We start from the raw sequence: 24,742 nt of genomic DNA on the forward strand, positions 1-24,742 counted from the left end.
GTCAGCCGCCGGAGAGGCCGACCACCAGCCAGATGAAGGCGGCGCCCGCGACGGTGCACAGCACGGTGGAGCGGGCCGGGTGGTCGTGGTGGGCCTCGGGGAGGATCTCGGCGGCGGCGAGGTAGAGCAGCGCGCCGCCGAAGAGGCCGAGGTAGCCGCCGAGCAGCGGTTCGGGGATGTGCACGAACATCGTCGACAGCGCGCCCAGCATCGGCGCGCAGGCGTCGGCCACCAGCATGGCCACGGCCCGGCGGCGGGCGTTGCCGTAGAGGCTGGTGATGGTGAAGGTGTTGAAGCCGTCGGCGAAGTCGTGCGCGATCACGGCGAGGGCGACGGACAGGCCCATGCCGCCGCCGATCTGGAAGGCGGCGCCGATCGCGACGCCGTCCATGAAGCTGTGTCCGACCATCGCGGCGGCCGCGGTGAGGCCCACCTCGGGCGCCCGGTGGGTGTGCTCGGCCGCGCCGTGCGCCGCCTGGCGTCCGGCGAGGAGACGTTCCACCAGATGGGCGAGGAGGAACCCGGCGACGAACAGTACGAGCGCCGCGGGAACGCCGAACCACCGTTGACCGGCCGCCTCCAGCGCCTCGGGGAGCAGGTCGAGGCCGACCACGCCCAGCATCAGGCCGCCGGCCAGGCCCAGGACAAGGTGGCGACGGTCGGTCACGCGCTGTGCCGTCCAGCCGCCGGCCAGCGTCATCAGGAACGCGCCGAGCGCGACAAGGACCGCCATACGCCCTTGCTATCCGATGCGGGGCCCTGTGCGCACATCCAGCGGCCCGCAAACCTCGCCAGACCCTGACATTCACCCCAGTTTCCACCGCCCCACCCGGACCACGACCACGCGCGTCCGGGCTTCCCTCAGGAGAGGACCCTTCCCATGGCCGATGCCCCCACCGGCAAGGTGACGTTCGTCGGTGCCGGGCCCGGTGCCGCCGATCTGCTGACGTTCCGCGCGGCCCGCGCGATCGCGGAGGCGGACGTGGTGATCTGGGCGGCCAGCCTGGTCCGCGCCGAGGTGCTGGAGCACGCCCGCGCGGACGCGGAGATCCTCGACTCGGCGGCGCTGTCCCTGGAGGACGTGGTGGCCGTCTACCGGCGCGCCCACGCGGAGGGGCTCAAGGTCGCGCGGGTGCACTCCGGCGATCCCTCGCTGTGGGGCGGTACGCAGGAGCAGCTGGACCGGTGCGCGGAGGTCGGGATCGCCACGGAGATCGTGCCGGGAGTGTCGTCGTTCTCGGCGGTGGCCGCGCTGGCCGGGCGGGAGCTGACCATCCCGGAGGTGGCCCAGTCGGTGATCCTGACCCGGCTCGGCGGGGGCAAGACGCCGATGCCGCCCGGTGAGGAGGTGCGCGAGTTCGCCCGGCACGGCACCACGATGGCGGTGTTCCTGTCGGCGGCGCGCAGCGGCCAGCTGGTGCACGAGCTGCTGGAGGGCGGCTATCCGACGTCCACCCCGGTCGTGGTCGCCCATCAGGTGACCTGGCCGGAGGAGCTGGTGGTGCGGTGCACGATCGGCACGCTGGAGGAGACGGTCAAGGAGCACAAGCTGTGGAAGCACACGCTGTTCCTGGTCGGCGCGGCGCTGGACGCGCACGGCACCCGCTCGCACCTCTACCACCCCGGCCACTTCCACGGCTTCCGCAGGGCCGACCCGGAGGCGCGGCGGGCGCTGCGTGAGCGGGGGGCGAGCAGTTGATCACGGTCGTCGGCGCGGGGACCGGCACCCCGGTCCCGCCGGACGCGCTCGCCGGGGCCGCGCTGGTCGTCGGCGGGCGGCGTCATCTGGACGCGGCGCCGGTGCCCGAGGGCGCGGCACGGATGGTGCTCGGCCCGCTGGCGCCCGCCCTGGACGCGATCGAGGAGTGCGTGGCCGGGGAGCGGCCGGTGGTGGTGCTGGCGTCGGGTGATCCGGGGTTCTTCGGGATCGTGCGGGTGCTGGCGGAACGCTTCGGCGCCGGGCTGCTCGATGTGCGGCCGGGGGTGTCCTCGGTGGCGGGTGCCTTCGCGCGGCTGGGGCTGACCTGGGACGACGCGGTCGTGGTGAGCGCGCACGGGCGGGACCTGCGTACGGCGGTCCATGTCTGCCGGGCGCGCCCGAAGGTCGCCGTGCTGACCGGTCCGGGCTCGGGTCCGGCCGAGCTGGGTGCCCGGCTGGACGGTACCGGCCGGGTGCTGGTCGTGGTGAGCGCGCTCGGTGATCCGGAGCGGGAGCGGGTGGAGCGGGTGACGCCCGCCGAGGCCGCCGCGCGGGACTGGGGTCCTGCGGTGAGTGTGGTGCTGTGCCTGGACGAGGCGCGTACGGCGGAGGGTCCGCGCACGGTCGCCGGGGCGGGTGCCGGGCCCGCCCGATGGGCGCTCGCGGAGAGCGAGTTCGCGCACCGGGACTCGATGATCACCAAGTTCGAGGTGCGGGCGCTGGCGCTGGCCCGGCTCGGGCCGCGCCTGGGCGACCTGGTGTGGGACGTGGGCGCGGGTTCGGGTTCGGTGGCCGTGGAGTGCGCGCGGCTCGGCGCGGCCGTGACCGCCGTGGAGAAGACCGAGGACGGCGCCGGGCGGGTACGGGCCAACGCCCGCGCCCATGGCGTCGATGTGAGCGTGGTGCACGGCACCGCACCGGAGGCGCTGGCCGGTCTTGACGAGCCCGACGCGGTGTTCGTGGGCGGTGGCGGGCGTGATCTGCCCGCCGTGGTCGGCGTCTGCGCGGAGCGGGCGCGGCGGACGGTCGTGGTGGCCGTGGCCGCGCTGGACCGGGTCGGCGCGGTGCGCGCGGCGCTGACCGGGGCCGGGCTGAGCTGTGACGGGGTGCTGTTGCAGTCGTCGCGGCTGGCACCGCTGCCGGGTGATGTGACCCGGCTGGCGGCAGGCAACCCCGTTTTCCTGCTGTGGGGCGACCGCCTCCCGGCACGGAGTGAAGGAGGAGTCCAGTGATCGGCCTGATTTCCGCCACCGCGGCGGGGGCGGTGGCCCGCGACCGGCTGGCCGCGGCCTGGCCGGACCGTACGCGGGTGTACGAGGGCCCGGCCGGGGAGGCCGTACGGGCGGCGTTCGCGGAGTGCGAGCAGCTGGTGTGCTTCCTGGCCACCGGCGCCACGGTCCGGCTGCTGGCCCCGCTGCTCGGGGACAAGGCGGCCGATCCGGGTGTGGTGTGCGTGGACGAGGGCGGCCGGTTCGCGGTGTCGCTGGTCGGCGGGCACGGTGGCGGCGCCAATGAACTGGCCTACGAGGTGGCCGAGTTGCTGGGTGCGGAGCCCGTGGTGACGACGGCGACGGACGCGGTGGGTCTGGTCGGGCTGGACACGCTCGGGCTGCCGGTCGAGGGCGCGGTCGCGGCGGTGTCGCGGGCTCTGCTGGACGGTGAACCGGTGGCGCTGGAGGCAGAGTTGGCCTGGCCGCTGCCTCCGGTGCCGTTCGCCGGACAGGGCGCGTACACGGTGCGGTTGACCGACCGGGCCGTACAACCCGGCCCGCAGGAGGTGCTGTTGCGGCCACCGTCCCTCGTGGTCGGCGTCGGCGCGTCCAAGGGGGCGCCCGTCGATGAGGTGCTCGGGCTGATCGAGGAGGCGCTGCGCGAGGCGGGGCTCTCGGTGCGCTCGGTCGCCGAACTCGCCACGGTGGACGCCAAGTCGGAGGAGCCCGGCATCGTGGCCGCCGCCGAGCGGCTGGGCGTGCCCCTGGTGACGTACCCGGCGGACGAACTGGCCGCCGTGTCCGTGCCGAACCCCTCCGACGCGCCCCTCGCGGCGGTCGGCACCCCGTCCGTGGCGGAGGCCGCCGCGCTCAGGCGGGGCGGCGAACTCCTCGTACCGAAGCGGAAGTCGGGGGCATCGCCCGCGATGGCGACCTGTGCGGTGGTCCGGCGTCCCGGCCGGGGTCGGCTCGCGGTGGTCGGGATCGGGCCCGGCGCCCGCGACCTGGTGACGCCGCGCGCGGCCGCCGAACTGCGGCGCGCCTCGGTGCTGGTGGGCCTGGACCAGTACGTCGACCAGATCCGCGACCTGATCCGGCCCGGCACCCGGGTGCTGGAGTCGGGGCTCGGCGCGGAGGAGGAGCGGGCCCGTACGGCGGTCGCGGAGGCCCGTCAGGGGCACGCGGTGGCGCTGATCGGCAGCGGGGACGCGGGCGTGTACGCCATGGCCTCCCCCGCGCTCGCGGAGGCGTCCGACGACATCGACGTGGTGGGCGTGCCCGGTGTCACCGCCGCGCTCGCGGCCGGGGCCGTGCTGGGGGCGCCACTGGGCCACGACCACGTCTCGATCAGCCTCTCCGACCTGCACACCCCGTGGGAGGTCATCGAGCGCCGGGTGCGCGCGGCCGCCGAGGCGGACATCGTGGTGACCTTCTACAACCCCCGCTCGCGCGGCCGGGACTGGCAGCTCCCCAAGGCGCTCGCCGTCCTCGCCGGGCACCGGGAGCCGGAGACGCCGGTCGGCGTGGTGCGCAACGCCTCCCGGCCGGACGAATCCGTACGGCTGACCACGCTCGCCGCACTCGACCCGGCGACCGTCGACATGATGACCGTGGTCACCGTCGGCAACACCGCCACCCGGAACATCGCCGGGCGCATGGTGACCCCGCGCGGCTACCGCTGGCAGCACACCCCCGAGGAGGCCCGGTGAGCCCTGCGACCAGCATGGCCACCGCCCCCGACACCCCCTTGTACCGACCGACGTACCCCGAGGAGAAACCGTGACCACCCAGCCGCCCGCCCTGCTCATCGCCGGACACGGCACCCGTGACGAGGCCGGAGCCGAGGCGTTCCGGGACTTCGTGAAGGAGCTGGGCCGCCGCCACCCCGAACTGCCCGTCGCGGGCGGCTTCATCGAGCTGTCCCCGCCCCCGCTGGGCGAGGCCGTCACCGAGCTGGTCGAGCGGGGCGTCCGCCGCTTCGCCGCCGTACCGCTGATGCTGGTGTCCGCCGGGCACGCCAAGGGCGACATCCCGGCGGCGCTGGCCCGCGAGAAGGAGCGCCATCCGGGCGTCACCTACACCTACGGCCGCCCCCTCGGCCCGCACCCCGCCCTGCTGCGGGTGCTGGAACGGCGGCTGGACGAAGCCCTCGGGGACACCGCCCGGGAGGACGTGACCGTGCTGCTGGTCGGGCGCGGCTCCACCGACCCGGACGCCAACGCCGAGGTCTGCAAGGCGGCCCGGCTGCTGTGGGAGGGGCGCGGCTACGCCGGGGTGGAGACGGCTTTCGTGTCGCTGGCGGCGCCGGACGTGCCGAGCGGCCTGGACCGGTGTGCCCGGCTCGGGGCGCGGCGGATCGTCGTGCTGCCGTACTTCCTGTTCACCGGCATCCTGCCGGAGCGGGTGCGGCGGCAGACCGAGGAGTGGGCGGCCGCGCACCCGGAGACGGAGGTGCGGTCGGCGGACGTGATCGGCCCCGAGCCGGAGCTGCTGGACCTGGTGATGGAGCGGTACGCGGAGGCGGTGGCCGGTGATCTGCGGATGAACTGCGACTCGTGCGTGTACCGGATCGCGCTGCCGGGCTTCGAGGACAAGGTGGGCCTGCCTCAGCAGCCGCACTTCCACCCGGACGACGACGGCCACGGACACGGGCACGGGCACCACCACGGCGGCCACACCCACAGCCATGCCCACTGACGCCGGGCCCGATCTGCGCCACCACGGGGACGCCGAGGTCCGGGACGCCGGGGCAGACCTGGTGGACCTCGCCGTCAACGTCCGTGCGGACACGCCCCCGCGCTGGCTGCGCGAGGAGATCGCCGCCTCGCTGTCCGGTCTCGCGGCCTACCCGGACGGGCGGGCAGCGCGGGCGGCGGTGGCGGAACGGCACGGGCTGCCGGTGGAGCGGGTGCTGCTGACAGCGGGCGCGGCGGAGGCGTTCGTGCTGCTGGCCCGCGCGCTGGAGGTGCGGCGGCCGGTGGTGGTGCATCCGCAGTTCACCGAGCCGGAGGCGGCGCTGCGGGACGCGGGGCACGCGGTGGAGCGGGTGCTGCTGAGCGCGCGGGACGGCTTCCGGCTGGACCCGGCGGCGGTGCCCGAGGACGCGGACCTGGTGATCGTCGGCAACCCGACCAACCCCACCTCGGTGCTCCACCCGGCCGAGGTACTCACCCAACTGGCCCGACCAGGGCGGACGTTGGTCGTGGACGAGGCGTTCATGGACGCGGTGCCGGGTGAGCGGGAGGCGCTGGCCGGGCGGACGGACGTGCCGGGTCTGGTCGTGCTGCGCAGCCTCACCAAGACCTGGGGCCTGGCCGGGCTCCGGGTCGGCTACGTCCTCGCGCCCCCGGAGACGGTCACCGCCCTGGAACGCGCCCAGCCCCTGTGGCCGGTGTCCACTCCGGCCCTGGCCGCGACCCGGGCCTGCGTGGCCCCCCGCGCCCTCGCCGAGGCGGCCCACGCGGCCCACCGCACGGCCGCCGACCGCACCCATCTCCTCGCCGGACTGGCCGAGTTGACCCCGTACGGCCTCAAGGTCACCGGCCCCGCCGAGGCCCCCTTCGTCCTCCTGGAGGTACCGGACGCCGCGCGCGTCCGGCACCGCCTGCGCGAGCTGGGCTACGCGGTCCGCCGCGGCGACACCTTCCCCGGCCTGGGCCCGGACTGGCTCCGGGTGGCGGTCCGGGACCGGGTGACGATGGCGGGCTTCGTGGCGGCGCTGGGCAAGGTGCTGGCTCAGGAGGACTGAGGCGCCCACGGCCGCAGCTTCTCCGGGTTGCGGATCACCCAGATACGGGTGACGCGGTCGCCGTCGAGCTCGAAGGCGGCGACGGTGACCACGGCGCCGTCGCGGCAAGCCACCAGGCCGGGCAGGCCGTTGACCGAGCGTTCCAGGAGTTCGAGGCCGGGAGCCCGGTCCGCGATGGCGGCCATGTACCGGGCGATGCGCGGGCCGCCCTCGACCGGGCGCAGGACGGTGCCGACCATGCCGCCACCGTCGGCGGTCATCACGGCGGCCGGGTCGAGGAGGCCGACGAGAGCGGCGATGTCCTTGCTCTCCCACGCCTCCTTCACCCGCCGCACCACGTCGGCCCGTACCGGCGCCGGAGCCCGCGCGGCGCTCACCCGCCGCCGGGCGGAGGCCGCCAACTGCTTGCAGGCCGCCGGGGTCCGGCCGAGCACCTCCGCGATCTCCGCGAACGGGTACCGGAAGACGTCGTGCAGCACGAACGCCACCCGCTCGGCCGGTGTCATCGACTCCAGGACGACCAGGAACGCCATCGCCACCGACTCGTCCCGCACGATCAGGTCGGCGGGGTCGGCGTCGCCCGTACCGTCCCACTCGGCGCGGTCGGGCAGCGGCTCGGGCAGCCAGGCACCGACGTAACGCTCGCGGCGGGCCCGCGCCGAGCCGAGCAGGTCCAGGCAGATCCGGCCGGTCACCGTGGTCAGCCAGGCGCCGGGTGACAGGATCTCCGCCCGGCGCCCGTCGGGGAGCCCGTACCAGCGCGTGTACGCGTCCTGCACGGCGTCCTCGGCCTCGGTCACCGAGCCGAGCAACCGGTAGGCCACGTTGAGCAGTTGGCGCCGTTCCGCCCGGTCCTCCACCGTCCCCATGCCGCCCCCTCGCCTTACCTTTCGCAGGCCCGCGTCGTCGGACGGGTGAGACCTTATCGAGCTGCTGCCCGACGGGCGGAAAAGGGGACCGTGACATGGCCACTCAGGTGACGACCACGACGGACGCGCGACGCGACGGCTCCACGTTCCTCCGCGTCGCCCTAGCCCTCCAGACGCTGACCATCTTCCTCCAGGCCGTCTCCGCCGGGCTGCTGCTCACCACCTCCTACGGCGAGACGCTGCACGGCATCGGCGCCCGCGTGATGTACGGGGCGTCGATGCTGTACGTGCTCGCGGCGGTGCTGGCGTGGAAGCCGGGCGGCGGCTCCACGCGGCCCATCTGGCACGCCTCGGGCTTCCTCGCGCTCGCCTCGGTCCAGGTCGTGCTGGGCATCGCCCATGTACCGTCGGTCCATCTCCCGCTGGGCGTGCTGATGTTCGGTCTGAGCCTGCTGGCGCTGGTCCGGCGGTGAGATCCCTGGCGGGCCCCGTCAGCCCCGGCGCCTGCGGGCCACCGTCACCGCTCCGCCGCCCAGCAGGAGCAAGGCCAGCGCGCCGCCCGCGATGTACGGAGTGGTGGAACTGCCGCCCGTCTCGGCGAGGTTGCTCTGGGTGCCCTGGGGTGCGACCCGGGGCGCGGGGGCCTCGCTGGACTGCTCCGGCTCGGATGCGGCGGACTCGGGGGCCTCGGCGGACTCGGTCGGCTCGCTGGGAGTCGGCTCCTCCTCCCCCGCCGGTGTCTCACAACTCGCTTCCGCCAGCGTCACCGTGCCCGTCACCTCGGCCACGTTCAGCCGGAGCGGGTTGACCGAGACCTTGAGCCGGAGCGCGGTGGCGGCGGCCGTGCTGGAGGTGGTGCGCCGCTCGGCGAGGTCGAGGCGGACCTCGCCGACGCCGGGTACCCGTACCTCGGTGGGGCCGCCCGCGGTGAGGGTGGTGCGCTTGCCGAGCACGGTGACGGCGCCGAGCACGTTCGCCTCGACCTCGGGCTCCGCTCCGGCCGCGCAGGTGGCGCGGGCGGTGACCGTGCCGACCTCGATCAGGGAGAGCAGCGGCAGACCGGGCACGTGCAGCCGAGCGTCGGTCAGCCGGACCATGCCCTCGGCGCGCTCCTCGGTGGCGGTGGCGCTGGCCGAGGCGACGTCGGCGCGCAGCACGGAGAAGGGGCGGCCGCCGTTGACCCCGTCGAGCCGGGCCGACAGGGCCGTGCGGTCGGCGTCGCCCGGTGCCTGGACCTCGTTGAGGGAGAGAGTGAGCGGGACGTCGGCGGTGTGGTGGAGCAGGGACACGTCGAGTCCGGTGCGCAGTACGGCGGCGGAGGCGCGTCCGTGGTCGCCGGTGGCGTGCGCCGGGCGCACACTCAGCAGCAGGGGCGCCGCGGTGAGGGCGGCGGCCGTCGCCACGGCGGCGAGACGGCGTGCGGGCATGCGGAAGTTGTCGCTGTTCAAGACGGTGGGACCCCCAGGAGAAACGTGCTCGGGACACGCCAACCCTTACGCACTGTGGGTGAACGGTCAGCGATCCTGGGTTACTTCACTCCATCGTGGGGTTTCCGCCCCCGCATTCGATTAAGCGGGCACGCCCGTTCGCCCCGCCTACTGCACGACCAGCCCGTTCAGCACCACCCGGCGGGGCGCCGCGAGCACCCGTACGTCGGCGCGCGGGTCGGAGTCGTAGACCACCAGGTCGGCCGGGGCGCCCTCCTCCAGGCCGGGGCGGCCCAGCCAGGCGCGGGCGGCCCAGCTGGTGGCGGCCAGCGCCTCGACGGGCGGGATGCCCGCGGTGACCAGTTCCGCCACCTCGGCCGCGACCAGCCCGTGCGGCAGCGAGCCGCCCGCGTCGGTGCCGACGTATACCGGGATGCCCGCGTCATAGGCGTCGCGCACAGTGTCGTAGCGCCGCTCATGGAGGCGTCGCATATGTGCCGACCAGTGGGGGTACCGCTTCTCGCCGCCCGCCGCCAGGTCCGGGAAGGTGGCGATGTTGACCAGGGTCGGCACGATGGCGACCCCGCGTTCCGCGAACAGCGGGATCAGCTCGGGGGTGAGGCCGGTGGCGTGCTCGATGCAGTCGATGCCCGATTCGACCAGGTCGCGCAGCGAACTCTCCGCGAAACAGTGCGCGGTGACCCGCGCGCCCAGCCGGTGCGCCTCCGCGATGCCCGCCTCCACCGCCTCGCGCGGCCAGCAGGGCGCCAGGTCGCCGACGCCCCGGTCGATCCAGTCGCCGACCAGCTTGACCCAGCCGTCACCGCGCCGCGCCTCCTGGCCGACGTAGGCGACGAGGTCGGCGGGCTCGATCTCGTGGGCGTAGCCCCGGATGTAGCGGCGGGTGCGGGCGATGTGCCGTCCGGCGCGGATGATCTTGGGAAGGTCGTCGCGGTCGTCGACCCAGCGGGTGTCGGAGGGCGAACCGGCGTCCCGGATCAGCAGGGCACCGGCCTCGCGGTCGGTGAGGGCCTGCTTCTCGGCGGTGTCCGCGTCGACCGGGCCATGCGCGCCGAGGCCGACATGGCAGTGGGCGTCGACCAGACCGGGCAGCGCCCAGCCCGCCACGGTCGTGACGTCATCGGCACCGGCGGGGCGGTCGTAGGTGACGCGGCCGCCGACCACCCACAGCTCGTCGCGGACGTCGTCGGGCCCGGCCAGGACCCGCCCCTTCACGTGCAGCACCGCGTGATCGCTCATGCACCGCACCTTAGTGACGGGTCCCCGCGCCTTGAAGCCCCGGCTACTTCTCCGTCTTGCCCGGTGCGTCGTCGACCTCGGCCATCGCCGGGTCCAGGACGCGGGAGAGGAAGTGCCGTGTCCGCTCGTTCTTCGGGTTCCCGATGACCTCCTCCGGGGTGCCCTGCTCGACGATGACGCCGCCGTCCATGAAGACGACCCGGTCCGCGACCTCGCGGGCGAAGGTCATCTCATGGGTGACGACCATCATCGTCATGCCCTCCTCGGCGAGCCCTCGCATCACCGCGAGCACGTCACCGACCAGCTCGGGGTCGAGCGCGGAGGTCGGCTCGTCGAAGAGCATCACCTCGGGGCCCATGGCGAGCGAGCGGGCGATGGCCACGCGCTGCTGCTGGCCGCCGGAGAGGGCGGACGGGTAGGCGTGCGCCTTGTCGGAGAGCCCGACCCGGGCCAGGTTCTCCGCCGCGACCTTCTCCGCCGCCGCCTTGTCGCGCCCGAGCACCCGGCGCTGGGGCAGCGTGAGGTTCTCGGTGACATCGAGGTGCGGGAACAGGTTGAACTGCTGGAACACCATGCCGATACGGCGGCGTACGGCGTCGATGTCCACGTCCGGGTCGGTCAGCTCGGTGCCGCCGACCACGATCGTGCCCTGCTGGGGTTCCTCCAGCAGGTTGACGCAGCGCAGCAGCGTGGACTTGCCGGAGCCGGACGGCCCGATGACGCAGACCACCTCGCCCTGGCCGATCTCCAGGTCGATGCCGCGCAGGACGTGGTTGTCGCCGAAGGACTTGTGCAGCCCCTCGACGCGGATCTCGGGGGTGCTCACCGGATCGCCTCCTGGGACTTGGACTCCATCCGCCGGACGACGAAGCCGAGCGGGATGGTGACCAGCAGATAGCACAGGCCGGCCACCAGGATGGGAGTGGAGTTGGCGGTGGTGCTGGCCAGGTCGTTGCCGAACTTGGACAGTTCGCGCTCCTCCAGCGTGACACCGAGGAACAGCACCAGCGAGGAGTCCTTGAACAGCAGGACGAGTTCGTTGGTGAGCGGGGGCAGGATGATCCGGAACGCCTGCGGGATGACGATGGAGATCATGGCCCGCGCGGGCGAGAAGCCCAGCGAACGCGCCGCCTCCATCTGTCCCTTGGGCACCGCCTGGATGCCCGCCCGGATCGTCTCGGCCATGTAGGCGGCCGAGACCAGGCCGAGGGCGACCGCGACCTTGCCGTAGGTGCCGCCCGGGTACTGCACGTCCGGGAAGGCCAGCGGGACGCCGACGCCGACGAAGATGAAGATCAGCAGGGCGGGCAGGCCCCGGAAGATCTCGATGTAGATCCCGGCGAGCCAGCGGTACGGCCCCACGGAGGACAGCCGCATCAGGGCGACGACGATGCCCAGCACGAGTCCGACCACGAAGCCGGACAGCGTGTAGAGCACGGTGTTCTTCAGCGCCAGCGTGATGATGTCCGGGAACATCTGCTCGGCGATGGGCAGTTGCGCGAACTGGTTCTTCAGCCGTCCCCAGTCCGCGGAGAACGCGAAGGCGAGGACGGCGGCGACGAAGACGACGTACTGCGCGCCGCGCGAGAGCCTGCGCCGCTGCCTGCGGGTCAGGCCCTTCTTACGGGGCTGGATGCGGGTGTCCGTGTCGGCCATGGGGTCAGGAGCTCGCGGAGGGGGAGGCGGCGGACGGGTCGTACGGGCCGATCCACTTCTCGTAGATCTTCTTGTACTCGCCGTCGGACTTGGCGCGGGCCAGCGCCTTGTCGATGGCGTCCTTCAGGGCGGTGTTGCCCTTCTTCACCGTGAAGCCGTACTGCTCGCCGGTGTTGATGTTGTCCACCACCTGGAAGGCGGAGGCGTTGGCCTTGTCCTTCAGCCAGCCCTGGACCACCGGGTAGTCGATGACCACGGCCTGGACCTGGCCGGTGCGCAGGCCGTTGAGGACCGCGTCCGAGGAGTGGAAGGAGACCGGGTCGAGGCCCTTGCTCTTGGCGAGGTCCTCACCGGTGGTCTGCGCCTGGGCGCCGAGCTTCTTGCCCTTGAGGTCGGCGAGCGACTTGATGCCGCTCTTCTTGTTGACCAGGACGGCCTGGGTGGCCTCGAAGTACGGGTCGGAGAAGTCGACGTTCTTCTTGCGCTCGTCGGTGATCGTCATGCCCGCCGCGGCCAGGTCGCACTGGCCGGAGTTGAGGAAGGCGCCGGTCTTGAAGTTCTCGAACGGCGTGTCCACGATCTTCTGCTTGACGCCCAGGTCCTTGGCGACCAGGTCGATCAGGGAGACGTCGAAGCCCTGCACCTTGCCGTCGACCACCGACTGGAACGGCGGGTAGGGCAGGTGGGTGCAGACGGTCAGCGCTCCGCCGTTGGCGAGGTGGACCCCCTTGACGGTGGTCTTCCCGCCCCCGGCGCCGGAGGAGCAGCCGGCGACGAGCGCGATCGCGGCCGCCGCGGTGATGGCTGCCAGCACACGGGGCCGGCGCTGAAGGAGGGTCTTCATGGGGGGAATCTCCCGATCGGGGGAACTGTGGGTTCCGATTATAAGGAGAGGTTTGGGCCTCTCAAATCAAACTGATGGCTTCGCGGCCGTCCAGCCTAAGATGTCGCCGGTCAAAACGGCACGGAGGCCGCCAGTTACCCTCGTCACCGTCGGCTGACGGCCGGCCTCGTGGACCCCGTGAGCGAAGAAGGCACCCGCCGTGACCCATCCCCTCCTCGACCTGCCCCCGCTGACCGCCGCGCGGTTCGCCGCCATCGAGGACCGGGTGGCCCGGCTGCTGGACACCCGGCAGGACGTGCTGATCACCCAGGGCGAGGCGCTGCTGCCGCTGGAGGGCGCGATCCGCGCCGCCGCCGGTCCGGGCACGGTCGCGCTGAACGTGATCACCGGCCCGTACGGCCAGACCTTCGGCGACTGGCTGCGCGACTCCGGCGCGACCGTGCACGACCTCGTGGTGCCGTTCGACTCGGCGGTCACCGCGGACCAGGTCCGGGCGGCGTTCGCCGAGCACCCGGAGATCGACTTCGTCTCCCTGGTGCACGCGGAGGCGGCCACCGGCAACACCAACCCGGTCGCGGAGATCGGCGAGGCGGTACGGGAGCAGGGCGCCCTCTTCTACCTGGACGCGGTGGCCTCGGTCGGCGCCGAGCCGGTGCTGCCGGACGCGTGGGGCGTGGACCTGTGTGTGATCGGCGCCCAGAAGGCGATGGGCGGGCCCGCCGGGGTGTCCGCGATCTCGGTGAGCGAGCGGGCCTGGCAGCGGATGGCCGCCAACCCGGACGCGCCGCGCCGCTCCTACCTGTCCCTGCTGGACTGGAAGGAGCGCTGGATCGACGGCGGCCGCAAGGCGCTGCCGCACGCCCCGGCGCAGCTGGAGATGCTGGCGCTGGACGCCTGTGTCGAGCGGATCGAGGCGGACGGCCTGGACACGGTGATGGCCCGGCACCGCGATCTCGCGCGGGCGACGCGGGCCGGGGCGATCGCCCTGGGTGGCGGCCTGGAGCCGTATGTGCGCGAGGAGCGGGACGCGGCGCCGGTGGCGACCACGCTGCGGGTGCCGCCGGGCACGGTGGCCTCGGAGCTGGTGGCGCGGGCGCTGGAGGGCGACCCGGCGCTGCCGGTGGCCGCCGGTGGCGGGGCGCTGGCCACGGAGATGATCCGGGTGAACCACTACGGGACCGACGCCACGCCGCTGGTGGTGCGCCGGGCTCTCGTGGCGCTGGGCGCGGCGATGGCCCGGCAGGGGCTGACGGTGGACCTGGAGGCGGCCGCGGCGGCGGTGGACGAGATCCTGCTCTGACCCCCGGCACCGACGAGCGGCCCGCGCGAATTCGCGCGGGCCGTTTTCTTTTCCAGCCTCACATACATGCGCCCTGAATTCCCCGTCAATTCAATTGATCTGGCTCTGCCATAATCTCCTGCCCTGTTTTTGCAGAGCTAAACAACCTCGGTTTCCGGCAGGTTTCCATCCTGTGACACACTCCACACAGGAAGCCTTTTGTCCCCTTTTTTCATAGGGCAAAGCCGACATATACCCCTACCGCGCAGGCCAAACGAAGATCGCCCCCGTGCATTTCGCAATTCACCTCGCTAAATTCAGGCCGCATGACTTCCGCATCCGCCGACCTGCTCATCGACAGACCCGCGGTGACCGACGGCGCCGCACTCTGGCGTCTCGCCAAGGACTCGAAAACGCTCGACCTGAACTCCTCGTACAGCTATCTGCTGTGGTGCCGGGACTTCGCCGCCACCTCGGCGGTGGCCCGGGGCCCCGAGGGCGAGCCCGTCGGGTTCGTCACCGGCTACGTCCGCCCGGACCGCCCGCACACCCTGCTCGTCTGGCAGGTCGCCGTGGACGGCTCCCAGCGCGGCAAGGGCATCGCCGCCGCGCTGCTGGACGGGCTGACCGCGCGGCTCGCCGCCGAGCAGGGCGTCACGGATGTGGAGACGACCATCACCCCCGGCAACACCGCCTCCGAGCGGCTGTTCACCTCGTTCGCCGAGCGCCACGGCGCCGAACTGACCCGCGAGGTGCTGTTCGGTGAGGAGCTGTTCCCGGACGGCCCGCACGACCCCGAAGTGCTGTACCGCATAGGCCCGCTGACCCACGTCCCGGCGCACTGACGTCCCCCGAGGAGCGAATCACCGTGACCATCACCCAGCCCGACCTGAGCGTCTTCGAGACCGTGGAGTCCGAGGTCCGCAGCTACTGCCGCGGCTGGCCCGTCGTGTTCGACCAGGCGCGGGGCAGCAGGATGTACGACGAGGACGGCCATGCCTACCTCGACTTCTTCGCCGGGGCCGGCTCACTCAACTACGGCCACAACAACCCGGTACTGAAACGGGCGCTGATCGACTATCTGTCCCGCGACGGGGTGACCCACGGGCTCGACATGTCGACCACGGCCAAGCGGACCTTCCTCCAGACCTTCCAGGACCTGGTGCTCCGGCCGCGCGACCTGCCGTACAAGGTCATGTTCCCGGGCCCGACGGGCACCAACGCGGTGGAGTCCGCGCTGAAGCTGGCCCGGAAGGTGAAGGGCCGCGAGGCGATCGTGTCCTTCACCAACGCCTTCCACGGCATGTCGCTGGGCTCGCTGGCCGTCACCGGCAACGCCTTCAAGCGGGCCGGGGCCGGTGTCCCGCTGGTGCACGGCACCCCGATGCCGTTCGACAACTACTTCGACGGCACCGTGCCGGACTTCCTGTGGTTCGAGCGGCTGCTGGAGGACCAGGGCTCGGGTCTGAACAAGCCCGCCGCGGTGATCGTGGAGACCGTGCAGGGCGAGGGCGGCATCAACGTGGCCCGGCCCGAGTGGCTGCGCGCGCTGAAGGAGCTGTGCGAGCGGCAGGACATGCTGCTGATCGTCGACGACATCCAGATGGGCTGCGGCCGTACCGGGGCGTTCTTCTCGTTCGAGGAGTCCGGCATCACCCCGGACATCGTCACGGTGTCCAAGTCGATCTCCGGCTACGGGCTGCCGATGTCGCTGTGCCTGTTCAAGCCGGAGCTGGACATCTGGGAGCCGGGCGAGCACAACGGCACGTTCCGCGGCAACAACCCGGCGTTCGTCACCGCCACGGCCGCGCTGGAGACGTACTGGGCCGACGGCGCCGCGATGGAGAAGCAGACCCGCGCGCGCGGTGAGCAGGTCGAGCGCGAGCTGATCTCCATCACCGAGGAGAACCTCGCCGACGTCAAGGAGTACCGCGGCCGCGGGCTGGTGTGGGGCCTGGAGTTCCACCGCCCCGACCGTGCCTCCCAGGTCGCCAAGCGCGCCTTCGAGCTGGGGCTGCTGATCGAGACGTCCGGCCCGCAGGGCGAGGTCGTCAAGCTGCTGCCCGCGCTGACCATCACCCCGGAGGAGTTGGACGAGGGGCTGAGCATCCTCGCCCGCGCCGTACGCGAGACCGCCTGACCAGAGCAAGACCGCTTGACCGCCTGACCGGCTGGCAAAGAGGAGGAGACACCGTGATCGTCCGTTCGTTCAAGGACATCGAGGGCACCGACCGGCATGTGAAGGCCAAATCGGGTACCTGGGAGAGCAAGCGCATCGTGCTCGCCAAGGAGCGGGTCGGCTTCTCCCTGCACGAGACGGTCCTGTACGCCGGGACCGAGACGTCCATGTGGTACGCCAACCACATCGAGGCCGTCGTCTGCACCGAGGGCGAGGCCGAGCTGACCGACCACGAGGACGGGCAGGTGTACACCATCACGCCCGGCACCATGTACCTGCTGAACGGGCACGAGCGGCACACGCTGCGGGTGAAGGAGGACTTCCGCTGCCTCTGCGTGTTCAACCCGCCCGTGACCGGCCGGGAGGACCACGACGAGAACGGCGTCTACCCGCTGCTCACCGAGCCCGAGGAGGTGTGAGAGAACCATGACCACGCTCACCACCACGCCCACCGACCTGTACCCGAGCCGGGGCGCGACCGAGGTCCGCGTGCCACGCCAGGACCCGGTCGTCTGGGGCGCCCCGGACACGCCCGGCCCGATCCAGGCGGCCGAGCTGGAGGGGTTCGAGCGGGACGGCTTCCTCACCGTCGACCAGATCATCACCCCCGCCGAGGTGCAGGTCTACCGGCGGGAGCTGGACCGGCTGGTCGGCGACCCGGCGATCCGGGCCGACGAGCGCTCGATCGTGGAGCCGCAGTCCGGGGAGATCCGCTCGGTCTTCGAGGTGCACCGGCTCAGCGAGCTGTTCGCCAACCTGGTGCACGACGAGCGGGTGGTCGGCCGGGCGCGGCAGATCCTCGGCTCGGAGGTCTACGTCCACCAGTCGCGGATCAACGTCAAGCCCGGTTTCGGCGCCAGCGGCTTCTACTGGCACTCGGACTTCGAGACCTGGCACGCCGAGGACGGCCTGCCCAACATGCGTACGGTGTCCGTCTCGATCGCGCTGACCGAGAACCACGACACCAACGGCGGCCTCATGATCATGCCGGGGTCGCACAAGACGTATCTGGGCTGTGCGGGCGCCACCCCGAAGGACAACTACAAGAAGTCGCTCCAGATGCAGGACGCGGGCACCCCGTCCGACGAGGCGCTGACCGACCTGGCAAGTGAGCACGGCATCCGCCTGTTCACCGGCGCGGCGGGCTCGGCCACCTGGTTCGACTGCAACTGCATGCACGGCTCCGGCGACAACATCACGCCGTTCCCGCGCAGCAACGTCTTCATCGTGTTCAACAGTGTGGAGAACACGGCGGTGGAGCCGTTCGCGGCGCCGGTGCGCAGGCCGGAGTTCATCGGGGCGCGGGACTTCACCCCGGTGCGGTAGCGCGCCTCACCCCCGATCACCGGGCCGGTGCCTCTTCGTGTGGGACGGGAGGCATCGGCCCGGTCATGTCTATGCCCATGTCCGGGTCTGGTTCAGCCGGAGAGCGCGTCCAGCAGGCGGTCGACGTCCGCCTCGGTGTTGTAGAGGTGGAAGGCCGCGCGCAGGTTGCCCGCCCGGTCGGACACCTCGATACCGGCCCGGCTCAGCTCCGGCTGCCGTGAGCCGAGCCCCGGCACCGAGACGATCGCGGAGCCCTGCGCGGGCAGCGCCTCGTGGCCGAGCGCGGTGAGCCCGGCCCGGTAGCGGTCGGCCAGGGCGGTGTCGTGGGCGTGGATCGCGGGCACGCCCAGCTCCTCGATCAGCTCCAGGGAGCGGCGCAGCGCCGGGTAGCAGAACAGGGCCGGGCTGAGGTCGAACCGCCGTGCGGAGTGGGCGAGTTCGGTGACGGGGCCGTAGCAGCTGTCCCAGGGCCGCTCGCCCGCTACCCAGCCCGCCAGCAGCGGGGTGAGGCCGCCGAAGTCCTCGGGCAGGACGAGGAAGGCGACGCCGTGCGGGCCGAGCAGCCACTTGTAGGCCACGGCCGCGGTGAAGTCCCAGTCCCCCGCGTCCATCGGCAGCCAGCCCGCCGCCTGGGAGAAGTCGACGTAGGTGCGGGTGCCGTGGGTGCGGGCGGCCTCGCGCAGCGCGGGGAGGTCGGCCACCTTGCCGTCTGCGGACTGGGCCGCGCTGACGGCGACGAGCGCGGTGCCGGGCCGGACCGAGTCGGCGATCCGCTCCACGGGCACCGCGCGCACCTTGAGGTCGCCCCGGACGTGGAACGGGTTGGGCACGGAGGAGAAGTCGTCCTCGGCGGTGAGGACTTCGGCGCCCGGGGGCAGCGAGGCGGCGATCACCCCGCCGTGCGCGGCGACCGAGGCGCCGAGCGCGACCCGCTCGACGGGGACCCGGGCGAGCCGGGCGAAGGCGGCCCGGCACGCCTCCGCGTCGTCGTAGAGCGTGGTCAGCGGCTCGCCTTGGACGCGCAGCAGCGCCGCGTCGTGCAGGGCGGTGACGGCGCGGGTGGGCAGCAGCCCGTTGCTCGCGGTGTTGAGGAAGGTGCCGACCGGGGCGAACTCGGCGCGGACGAGGCTCTCGAACGTCTCCGTGGTCTCCATGGCTCCACTGTGCGGCGCCCGGGTGCCGTCGTCCATCACGCGTCTCTACAGGGTGTCTCCAAGCAACCCTTATGCGTCAGCCCTGCTGGGGCACCGCGCAGCCGTCCGGGCCACAGCTCCCGGCGTCGTCCTGGGCGAGGGTCTTCAGCGGGGAGCGGTCGCCCCACGCCTGGGCGAGGGCCTGGGTGAAGACCTCGGCGGGCTGGGCGCCGGAGACGCCGTACGTCCGGTCGAGGACGAAGAAGGGGACGCCGTTGGCGCCGAGCTCGGCCGCCTCGCGCTCGTCGGCGCGGACCTCGTCGGCGTACGCGGTGGGGTCGGCGAGGACCGCGCGGGTGGCGTCGGCGTCCAGGCCCGCCTCGGTCGCCAGCGCCACCAGGTGGTCGTCGCCGCCGGTGAACACCGACTGCTCGTCGGCGAAGTTGGCCCGGTACAGGCGGTCCAGCAGCGCTTCCTGGCTGCCCTGCTCCTTGGCGAAGTGCAGCAGGCGGTGCAGGTCGAAGGTGCTGCCGTGGTCGCGGCCTCGGGTGCGGTAGTCGAGCCCCTCGGCGGCGGCCTGGGTGCCGAGGTTGTCCTCCCCGGCCTCGGCCTGCGCCGCGCTCATGCCGTACTTCCGGGTGAGCATGTCGATCACCGGCTGTACGTCGCCCTTGGCCCGGCCGGGGTCCAGCTCGAAGGAGCGGTGCACGACCTCGACCTCGTCCCGGTGCGGGAACGCGGCGAGCGCCTTCTCGAAGCGTGCCTTGCCGACGTAGCACCAGGGACAGGCGATGTCGGACCAGATCTCGACGCGCATCTTCAGGACTCTCTTCTCGCTCGTACCGGACGGGGACTCTCTCCGTCCGATACGTGAACATTCAAACAGCTCGGTTCATTCCCCCGGCGGGGTCCAGCGCAGGAACAGGTGGTGGTCGTCCTCGGCGGGCGGCTTCGCCGGATCGGGGACCCAGCCCTGGCGGGCGTAGAACGCCTGGGCGCGCCGGTTGTCCACGTGCACGTCGAGCACGGCGGCCCGCTTGCCCCCGGCCAGCCACCGTTCGACGCAGGCGGCGTGCAGGGCGGCGCCGAGGCCCGCGCGCCAGTGGTCCGGCGCCACATGGAACTGGTACAGCTTCACCGTGTCCGGGGGCTCGCCCTCCGGGGCGCGGAAGGAGGCGATGGCGACGATCTCCCCGTCCCGCACCCCGCACAGCACCTCCCCGTCCGGCCGCTCGATGGAGCCCCGCCAGGCGTCCGTCCAGTCGAAGTCCGCCGGAGGCAGCCCGTCCGGGTAGTAGGTCGCCCGGGCCCGCGCGTGCAGGGCGGCGATGATCCCGGCCTCCCCGGGTTCGGCCGGACGGATCACCAGGGCGCCTGCCGTCTCGTCACTGATCATGAGGATGTAGACGCCTGTGCCGTCCGCGCGGTTCAGCTCCCGTCGCGCAGGTCCGTGGGCCAGGTGGGGCGGAATTCCAGGTGGTCGTACGTCACCACACAGCCCTCCCCCAGCGGGGACTGGGTCATGAAGCCGATCAGGGCGGCGCCGGTCTCCTTCTCGTCGCCGAGGGTGAACAGGCGGACGAAGGTCCAGCGTGCGCCGTCGCGGGAGGCGTGGAAGGCCAGGGCGCGGCCGGTGCGGCTCACCCGGAGCCAGACGGAACTGCCGGGCACGGTGAAGGAGTTGGCGTCGTCGGAGTGGCCCCGGGTGACCACCGTGCAGATGGTGGGCACGTCCGGGGAGTTCTCCAGGCAGAGCTTGGCCCAGTGCCGGTCGCCGACGTGGACGTAGAGCACCCCGGCGTCGAAGGCCGCGTTGAAGCCGACCGTGACGCGGGCGATCAGCTGGAAGTCGCCCTCGGGCGAGCCGAGCAGCCGGGGCGCGTCGGCAGCCGGGTCCAGCGCCTCCCCGGTCGGCGTGACGAACCGGTCCTGCCGGGGCCCGGCCCAGCCGGTGAGCACCCCCTTCTCGTAGGACCAGTGCCCGTCCGGGCCGTACGTCCGCAAGGGGAAGGGGAGTTCGGGAAGCTCTATGTCCATCGGGCGATTCTCGCAGCCTGTTCGCGTCAGCGTTCGAGCACTCCGTCGTAACGCCGGGGCAGCCGCAGCGGGTTGTCGTCGCGCAGCTCGGGCGGGAGCAGCGGCTCGGGGGTGTTCTGGTACGCGACCGGGCGCAGCCAGCGTTCGACGGCGGTGCCGCCGACCGAGGTGGAGGTGGAGGTGGTGGCGGGGTACGGGCCGCCGTGGTGCTGGGCCGGGGCCACCGCGACCCCGGTCGGCCAGCCGTCCACCAGGACCCGGCCCGCCAGCGGGGTCAGCCGGGCCAGCAGCGCGGCCGCGTCCCCCTCCCCCGCCGCCTCGGCCGGGGAGAGCTGCACGGTCGCGGTGAGACTGCCCGGCAGCCGCTCCAGTACGGCGGTCAGCTCGTCCTCGCCGGTGTAGCGGGCGACCACGGTGACCGGGCCGAAGCACTCCTCCAGCAGCGCCGCGTGCGCGCCCTCGGTGAGCCGCGCGGCGGGGACGGTGAGGAAGCCCGCGCTCACCGTGTGCGCCCCGGCCGCGCCCGGCGTGACGGGCGAGTCCACGTCGGGCAGGGCCGTGCGCTCGCCGACGCCCGCGAGGAAGGCGTCCCGCATCCGGTGGTCGAGCAGCACACCGGGCTCGGTATCGCTGACGGCGTCCATGAGCGCCTTGACCAGGCCGTCGCCGTGCGCCCCGGACGGCACCAGCACCAGGCCGGGCTTCACACAGAACTGGCCGACGCCGAGGGTCATGGAGGCGGCGAGTCCGGCGCCGATGTCCTGGGCACGCTCGGCGGCCGCGTCCTCGGTGACCACGACCGGGTTGAGCGAGCCGAGTTCGCCGTGGAACGGGATCGGCACCGGGCGCGCGGCGGCCGCGTCGAACAGGGCCCGCCCGCCGCGCACCGACCCGGTGAAGCCCGCGGCGGCGACCAGCGGGTGCCGGATGAGGTCGACTCCGGCCGTGAAGCCGTGCACCAGGCCGACCACGCCCGCGGGCAGTCCGTGCGCGGTGGCGGCCCGGCGCAGCACCTTGGCGACCAGCTCGGACAGCGCCGGGTGGTCGGGGTGGGCCTTGACCACGACCGGGCAGCCCGCGGCGAGCGCGCTCGCGCTGTCGCCGCCCGCGACGGAGAAGGCGAAGGGGAAGTTGGAGGCGGCGTAGACGGCCACCACACCGAGCGGGATCTTCCAGCGGCGCAGGTCCGGCACGGGCGGGGTGGCGGCGGGGTCGGGGTGGTCGATGACGACGTCCAGGAAGGCGCCCTCGTCGACCAGGTCGGCGAAGGCCCGCAACTGGTAGGCGGTGCGGGCGAGTTCGCCGGTGAGCCGGACGGGACCGAGGGCGCTCTCGGCGTCGGCGACCTCGATCAGCAGCGCGCTGACCGCCTCCAGACCGGTGGCCGCCTCGCGGAGGAAGGCGGCGCGCACGGCGCGGTCCGCGAGGGCGCCGCGCGCGGCGTGCGCCTCCCGGACGGTGGCGTCCACCTCGTCGGCGGTGGCTTCCACCGCGACCTGCTCCCGGTGCTTCCCCGTACGCGGGTCGACACTCCAGACTGGTGCTGCTGTCACCGCGGTTCCCTCCGGACAAGGCCGTACTGCCGGGATTCGGCCATCGGCTCGTTCGATATGCTGAACGCTGTCTCTGATGGTGAATGAGCTGCTCGGAGACTATAGGCCGGGGGCTTCCTTAACCAGGGCCACGGCCTCCGGGCACCGGCCGAGCGAAGGGTCCAGAAGCGATGACTGCAGCCGAGGCGGCGGGCGGGGCGCAGGTCAAGTCCGCGGTGCGGACGGTGGAGTTGCTGGAGTACTTCGCGGGGCGGCCCGGCATGCACTCCCTGGCGGACGTGCAGGAGGCCGTGGGCTACCCCAAGTCCAGCCTGTACATGCTGCTGCGCACCCTGGTGGAGCTGGGCTGGGTGGAGACGGACGCGACCGGCACCCGGTACGGCATCGGGGTACGGGCGCTGCTGGTCGGCACCTCCTACATCGACGGCGACGAGGTGGTCGCGGCGGCCCGGCCCGCGCTGGACCGGCTCGCGGACGACACCACGGAGACCATCCACCTGGCCCGGCTGGACGGCACCAACGTGGTCTATCTCGCCACCCGCCAGTCCCAGCACTACCTGCGCCCCTTCACCCGCGTCGGCCGTCGGCTGCCCGCGCACTCGACCTCGCTGGGCAAGGCGCTGCTCGCCACGCACACCGACGACCAGGTGCGGGCGCTGCTGCCGGAGAAGCTGCCCGCGCTCACCGAGCACACGGTGACCGACCGGGAGGAGCTGATCGCCGAGCTGCACCGCGTCCGCGAGCAGGGCTATGCCGTGGACCGCGAGGAGAACACCCTCGGCCTGCGCTGCTTCGGCGTCGCCGTGCCGTACCGCACCCCGGCCCGCGACGCCGTCAGCTGCTCGGTGCCGGTGGCCCGGCTGACCCCGGCGCACGAGCAGATGATCAAGGACGCGCTGCTGGACGCGCGGGACCGGCTGACGCTGGCGACTCGGCGGCTGTGAGCGGGCGGCGCGCACACGGCATCGGCACGGTCGGCACTGAAAATCTGAACATGTGATGAGAACCGTGTCCGGGCGGGAACGGAACCGGTCGTCCTGATCGTCTTCCCCTGCGCCATGAACAAGACCATCAGGCGCGCCGCCGTCTTCTCCCTGCTGCTCGTGCTCGCCCTGCTGCTCCGGGCGACCTGGGTGCAGTTCTACGACGGCAAGGCCCTCGCGGACTCCCCCGACAACCGCCGGAACGCCATCGGCACCTACTCCCGGCCGCTCGGCGACATCGTCGTGGCCGGGAAGCCGGTCACCGGGTCGGGCCGGGTGAGCAAGGGCGACCTCGCGTACCAGCGGACGTACACCGACGGCTCGCTGTACGCGGCGGTCACCGGCTACGCCTCGCAGGCGTACGCCCCCACCCAGCTGGAGGGCGTCTACGCCGACGTGCTCAACGGCACGGACACCCGGCTGCGCACCGTGATGGACACCGTCACCGGACGGCGGGCCGACCCGGGCAACGTCATCACCACGATCGACCCGGCCGTGCAGAAGGCCGGCGCCCGGGCGCTGGGCGGCAACACGGGCGGCGCCGTGGCGATCGACCCGAAGACCGGCAAGATCCTCGCCATGGTCTCGACGCCGTCCTACGACCCCTCGGCGCTGACCTCCGCGAACACGGCGGGGACGGCCTGGGAGCGGCTCACCAAGGACAAGGAGAAGCCGCTCGTCAACCGCGCGATGCGCCAGCCGCTGCCGCCCGGCTCGACGTTCAAGCTGGTCGTCGCCGCGGCCGCGCTGGAGAACGGGCTGTACACGGACGTGGACCAGCGCACCGAGAGCCCCGCCCCCTACACCCCGCCGGGCACCACCCGCGAGCTGCCGAACGAGAACACCGCGGCGCCCTGCGCGAACGCCTCGATCCGGGTCGCCCTCCAGTACTCGTGCAACAACGTCTTCGGCAAGCTGGCCGTCGACCTCGGCCAGGACAAGGTGCGGGCCATGGCCGAGAAGTTCGGCTTCGACGACGACGAGCTGGACATCCCGGTGCGGGCCTACCAGAGCGTGTATCCGGCCCACATGGACAAGGCGCTGACCGCGCTGTCGGGCATCGGCCAGTACGACGTCACCGCCACCCCGCTCCAGATGGCCATGGTGTCCTCCGCCATAGCGAACGGCGGGGAGCTGGTCGCGCCCCATATGGTGTCGCAGCTCACCAGTGGCGACGGCACGGTGTTGCAGGACTTCGGGGACGCCGACCGCAAGCGGATCGTCAGCGCCCGTACCGCCGAGCAGCTCCAGTCCGCGATGCAGACGGTGGTCCGGGACGGCACCGGCCGCAACGCGCTGATCGACGGGGTCACGGTCGGCGGCAAGACCGGCACCGCCCAGCACGGCCCGAACAACAGCGAGACGCCGTACGCCTGGTTCACCGCGTACGGCAAGTCGGACAGCACGGGCCAGGAGGTCGCGGTCGCGGTGATGGTCGAGCAGTCCAGCGCGGCCCGCTCCGAGGTCAGCGGCAACGGCCTAGCGGCTCCGGTGGCCCGGACGATGATGGCGGCGGCGCTCAAGCGGAGCTGAGCGCC

Annotated in this window: 25 protein-coding genes; 13 read left to right on the forward strand and 12 right to left on the reverse strand. The window is 72.7% G+C overall.

Annotation, left to right across the window (positions count from 1 at the left end; translation table 11 throughout):
- Position 1: 1 nt before the first annotated feature.
- Positions 2–733, reverse strand: a complete 732-nt coding sequence (locus tag ACI2LY_RS14110) for a ZIP family metal transporter (protein ID WP_393911368.1) — start codon at positions 731–733, stop codon at positions 2–4.
- Positions 734–880: 147 nt separating this feature from the next.
- Between ACI2LY_RS14110 and cobM the strand changes: the two genes are divergently transcribed.
- From cobM to cobC, 5 genes are all read left to right on the forward strand, one after another.
- Positions 881–1,699: a precorrin-4 C(11)-methyltransferase gene (gene cobM, locus ACI2LY_RS14115; protein ID WP_393911367.1), complete on the forward strand. Its 819-nt coding sequence runs from the start codon at positions 881–883 to the stop codon at positions 1,697–1,699.
- Positions 1,696–2,931 carry a precorrin-6y C5,15-methyltransferase (decarboxylating) subunit CbiE gene (gene cbiE / locus ACI2LY_RS14120; protein ID WP_404707386.1) on the forward strand — a complete coding sequence of 412 codons (1,236 nt, stop codon included), beginning with the start codon at positions 1,696–1,698 and terminating at the stop codon, positions 2,929–2,931. The genes cobM and cbiE overlap by 4 nt, the downstream gene beginning before the upstream one ends.
- A complete protein-coding gene (cobJ, locus tag ACI2LY_RS14125; RefSeq protein ID WP_404707387.1) occupies positions 2,928–4,619 on the forward strand; it encodes a precorrin-3B C(17)-methyltransferase in 1,692 nt (563 codons plus the stop codon). Before cbiE ends, cobJ begins: the two co-directional genes overlap by 4 nt.
- Before the next feature lie 70 nt (positions 4,620–4,689).
- Positions 4,690–5,607: a sirohydrochlorin chelatase gene (locus ACI2LY_RS14130; protein ID WP_404707388.1), complete on the forward strand. Its 918-nt coding sequence runs from the start codon at positions 4,690–4,692 to the stop codon at positions 5,605–5,607.
- Positions 5,597–6,658 carry an Rv2231c family pyridoxal phosphate-dependent protein CobC gene (gene cobC / locus ACI2LY_RS14135; protein ID WP_404707389.1) on the forward strand — a complete coding sequence of 354 codons (1,062 nt, stop codon included), beginning with the start codon at positions 5,597–5,599 and terminating at the stop codon, positions 6,656–6,658. Before ACI2LY_RS14130 ends, cobC begins: the two co-directional genes overlap by 11 nt.
- On the opposite strand, the gene sigJ is transcribed toward cobC, so the two are convergent.
- Entirely contained in the window at positions 6,646–7,527 is an 882-nt protein-coding gene (sigJ, locus tag ACI2LY_RS14140; RefSeq protein ID WP_404707390.1) for an RNA polymerase sigma factor SigJ, read from the reverse strand. The two genes, cobC and sigJ, sit on opposite strands and share 13 nt — an antisense overlap.
- 95 nt (positions 7,528–7,622) lie before the next feature.
- Between sigJ and ACI2LY_RS14145 the strand changes: the two genes are divergently transcribed.
- A complete protein-coding gene (locus ACI2LY_RS14145; RefSeq protein ID WP_404707391.1) occupies positions 7,623–8,000 on the forward strand; it encodes a hypothetical protein in 378 nt (125 codons plus the stop codon).
- Positions 8,001–8,018: 18 nt separating this feature from the next.
- Here the strand turns inward: ACI2LY_RS14145 and ACI2LY_RS14150 are convergent, their stop codons facing one another.
- The 5 genes from ACI2LY_RS14150 to ACI2LY_RS14170 form a co-directional block, all read right to left on the reverse strand.
- A complete protein-coding gene (locus tag ACI2LY_RS14150) occupies positions 8,019–8,975 on the reverse strand; it encodes an SCO1860 family LAETG-anchored protein (protein ID WP_404707392.1) in 957 nt (318 codons plus the stop codon).
- A gap of 147 nt (positions 8,976–9,122) precedes the next feature.
- Entirely contained in the window at positions 9,123–10,214 is a 1,092-nt protein-coding gene (locus ACI2LY_RS14155; RefSeq protein WP_404707393.1) for an amidohydrolase family protein, read from the reverse strand.
- A gap of 43 nt (positions 10,215–10,257) precedes the next feature.
- Complete coding sequence (locus tag ACI2LY_RS14160; protein WP_404707394.1) at positions 10,258–11,040, reverse strand: amino acid ABC transporter ATP-binding protein; 783 nt, start codon at positions 11,038–11,040, stop codon at positions 10,258–10,260.
- A complete protein-coding gene (locus ACI2LY_RS14165) occupies positions 11,037–11,870 on the reverse strand; it encodes an amino acid ABC transporter permease (protein ID WP_086695322.1) in 834 nt (277 codons plus the stop codon). The genes ACI2LY_RS14160 and ACI2LY_RS14165 overlap by 4 nt, the downstream gene beginning before the upstream one ends.
- Before the next feature lie 4 nt (positions 11,871–11,874).
- Entirely contained in the window at positions 11,875–12,714 is an 840-nt protein-coding gene (locus ACI2LY_RS14170; protein ID WP_404707395.1) for a basic amino acid ABC transporter substrate-binding protein, read from the reverse strand.
- A gap of 199 nt (positions 12,715–12,913) precedes the next feature.
- On the opposite strand from ACI2LY_RS14170, the gene ACI2LY_RS14175 reads away from it, so the two are divergent.
- The 5 genes from ACI2LY_RS14175 to thpD all read left to right on the forward strand — a co-directional run bounded on the left by ACI2LY_RS14175 (position 12,914) and on the right by thpD (position 17,498).
- Positions 12,914–14,014 carry a pyridoxal-phosphate-dependent aminotransferase family protein gene (locus tag ACI2LY_RS14175; protein ID WP_404707396.1) on the forward strand — a complete coding sequence of 367 codons (1,101 nt, stop codon included), beginning with the start codon at positions 12,914–12,916 and terminating at the stop codon, positions 14,012–14,014.
- Positions 14,015–14,319: 305 nt separating this feature from the next.
- On the forward strand, positions 14,320–14,838 hold the full coding sequence (ectA, locus tag ACI2LY_RS14180) for a diaminobutyrate acetyltransferase (RefSeq protein WP_404707397.1): 519 nt from the start codon (positions 14,320–14,322) through the stop codon (positions 14,836–14,838).
- 23 nt (positions 14,839–14,861) lie between these two features.
- Positions 14,862–16,133, forward strand: a complete 1,272-nt coding sequence (ectB, locus tag ACI2LY_RS14185; RefSeq protein ID WP_404707398.1) for a diaminobutyrate--2-oxoglutarate transaminase — start codon at positions 14,862–14,864, stop codon at positions 16,131–16,133.
- 53 nt (positions 16,134–16,186) lie between these two features.
- Complete coding sequence (locus tag ACI2LY_RS14190; RefSeq protein WP_388991875.1) at positions 16,187–16,591, forward strand: ectoine synthase; 405 nt, start codon at positions 16,187–16,189, stop codon at positions 16,589–16,591.
- Positions 16,592–16,598: 7 nt separating this feature from the next.
- Positions 16,599–17,498 (forward strand): ectoine hydroxylase, encoded by a 900-nt coding sequence (gene thpD / locus ACI2LY_RS14195; RefSeq protein ID WP_388991878.1) that lies wholly within the window; start codon positions 16,599–16,601, stop codon positions 17,496–17,498.
- A gap of 92 nt (positions 17,499–17,590) precedes the next feature.
- Here thpD and ACI2LY_RS14200 read toward each other — a convergent pair whose 3' ends face one another.
- The 5 genes from ACI2LY_RS14200 to ACI2LY_RS14220 form a co-directional block, all read right to left on the reverse strand.
- Positions 17,591–18,652, reverse strand: coding sequence for an aminotransferase class V-fold PLP-dependent enzyme (locus tag ACI2LY_RS14200; RefSeq protein WP_404707399.1), 1,062 nt, complete (start codon positions 18,650–18,652; stop codon positions 17,591–17,593).
- Between the two features lie 76 nt (positions 18,653–18,728).
- Positions 18,729–19,448 (reverse strand): DsbA family oxidoreductase, encoded by a 720-nt coding sequence (locus ACI2LY_RS14205; protein WP_404707400.1) that lies wholly within the window; start codon positions 19,446–19,448, stop codon positions 18,729–18,731.
- A 75-nt stretch (positions 19,449–19,523) separates the two neighbouring features.
- On the reverse strand, positions 19,524–20,027 hold the full coding sequence (locus ACI2LY_RS14210; protein WP_404707401.1) for a GNAT family N-acetyltransferase: 504 nt from the start codon (positions 20,025–20,027) through the stop codon (positions 19,524–19,526).
- Between the two features lie 32 nt (positions 20,028–20,059).
- A complete protein-coding gene (locus ACI2LY_RS14215) occupies positions 20,060–20,668 on the reverse strand; it encodes a DUF1349 domain-containing protein (protein ID WP_404707402.1) in 609 nt (202 codons plus the stop codon).
- A gap of 26 nt (positions 20,669–20,694) precedes the next feature.
- Positions 20,695–22,221, reverse strand: a complete 1,527-nt coding sequence (locus ACI2LY_RS14220) for an aldehyde dehydrogenase (NADP(+)) (RefSeq protein WP_404707403.1) — start codon at positions 22,219–22,221, stop codon at positions 20,695–20,697.
- A 170-nt stretch (positions 22,222–22,391) separates the two neighbouring features.
- Between ACI2LY_RS14220 and ACI2LY_RS14225 the strand changes: the two genes are divergently transcribed.
- Together ACI2LY_RS14225 and ACI2LY_RS14230 are read left to right on the forward strand one after the other, a co-directional pair.
- Positions 22,392–23,165, forward strand: a complete 774-nt coding sequence (locus tag ACI2LY_RS14225) for an IclR family transcriptional regulator (RefSeq protein ID WP_404707404.1) — start codon at positions 22,392–22,394, stop codon at positions 23,163–23,165.
- A 114-nt stretch (positions 23,166–23,279) separates the two neighbouring features.
- A complete protein-coding gene (locus ACI2LY_RS14230) occupies positions 23,280–24,737 on the forward strand; it encodes a peptidoglycan D,D-transpeptidase FtsI family protein (RefSeq protein ID WP_404707405.1) in 1,458 nt (485 codons plus the stop codon).
- Positions 24,738–24,742 lie beyond the last annotated feature (5 nt).

It is taken from the genome of Streptomyces sp. NPDC002176 (genome assembly GCF_044903645.1).
Lineage (GTDB): Bacteria > Actinomycetota > Actinomycetes > Streptomycetales > Streptomycetaceae > Streptomyces.

Bases quoted from the DNA above. Each gene is read 5' to 3' on its own strand.
- ACI2LY_RS14110 (WP_393911368.1), bottom strand. From the start codon at position 733: ATGGCGGTCCTTGTCGCGCTCGGCGCGTTCCTGATGACGCTGGCCGGC.
- cobM (WP_393911367.1), top strand. From the start codon at position 881: ATGGCCGATGCCCCCACCGGCAAGGTGACGTTCGTCGGTGCCGGGCCC.
- cobC (WP_404707389.1), top strand. From the start codon at position 5,597: ATGCCCACTGACGCCGGGCCCGATCTGCGCCACCACGGGGACGCCGAG.
- sigJ (WP_404707390.1), bottom strand. From the start codon at position 7,527: ATGGGGACGGTGGAGGACCGGGCGGAACGGCGCCAACTGCTCAACGTG.
- ACI2LY_RS14145 (WP_404707391.1), top strand. From the start codon at position 7,623: ATGGCCACTCAGGTGACGACCACGACGGACGCGCGACGCGACGGCTCC.
- ACI2LY_RS14155 (WP_404707393.1), bottom strand. From the start codon at position 10,214: ATGAGCGATCACGCGGTGCTGCACGTGAAGGGGCGGGTCCTGGCCGGG.
- ACI2LY_RS14165 (WP_086695322.1), bottom strand. From the start codon at position 11,870: ATGGCCGACACGGACACCCGCATCCAGCCCCGTAAGAAGGGCCTGACC.
- ACI2LY_RS14170 (WP_404707395.1), bottom strand. From the start codon at position 12,714: ATGAAGACCCTCCTTCAGCGCCGGCCCCGTGTGCTGGCAGCCATCACC.
- ectA (WP_404707397.1), top strand. From the start codon at position 14,320: ATGACTTCCGCATCCGCCGACCTGCTCATCGACAGACCCGCGGTGACC.
- thpD (WP_388991878.1), top strand. From the start codon at position 16,599: ATGACCACGCTCACCACCACGCCCACCGACCTGTACCCGAGCCGGGGC.
- ACI2LY_RS14200 (WP_404707399.1), bottom strand. From the start codon at position 18,652: ATGGAGACCACGGAGACGTTCGAGAGCCTCGTCCGCGCCGAGTTCGCC.
- ACI2LY_RS14205 (WP_404707400.1), bottom strand. From the start codon at position 19,448: ATGCGCGTCGAGATCTGGTCCGACATCGCCTGTCCCTGGTGCTACGTC.
- ACI2LY_RS14210 (WP_404707401.1), bottom strand. From the start codon at position 20,027: ATGATCAGTGACGAGACGGCAGGCGCCCTGGTGATCCGTCCGGCCGAA.
- ACI2LY_RS14215 (WP_404707402.1), bottom strand. From the start codon at position 20,668: ATGGACATAGAGCTTCCCGAACTCCCCTTCCCCTTGCGGACGTACGGC.
- ACI2LY_RS14225 (WP_404707404.1), top strand. From the start codon at position 22,392: ATGACTGCAGCCGAGGCGGCGGGCGGGGCGCAGGTCAAGTCCGCGGTG.
- ACI2LY_RS14230 (WP_404707405.1), top strand. From the start codon at position 23,280: ATGAACAAGACCATCAGGCGCGCCGCCGTCTTCTCCCTGCTGCTCGTG.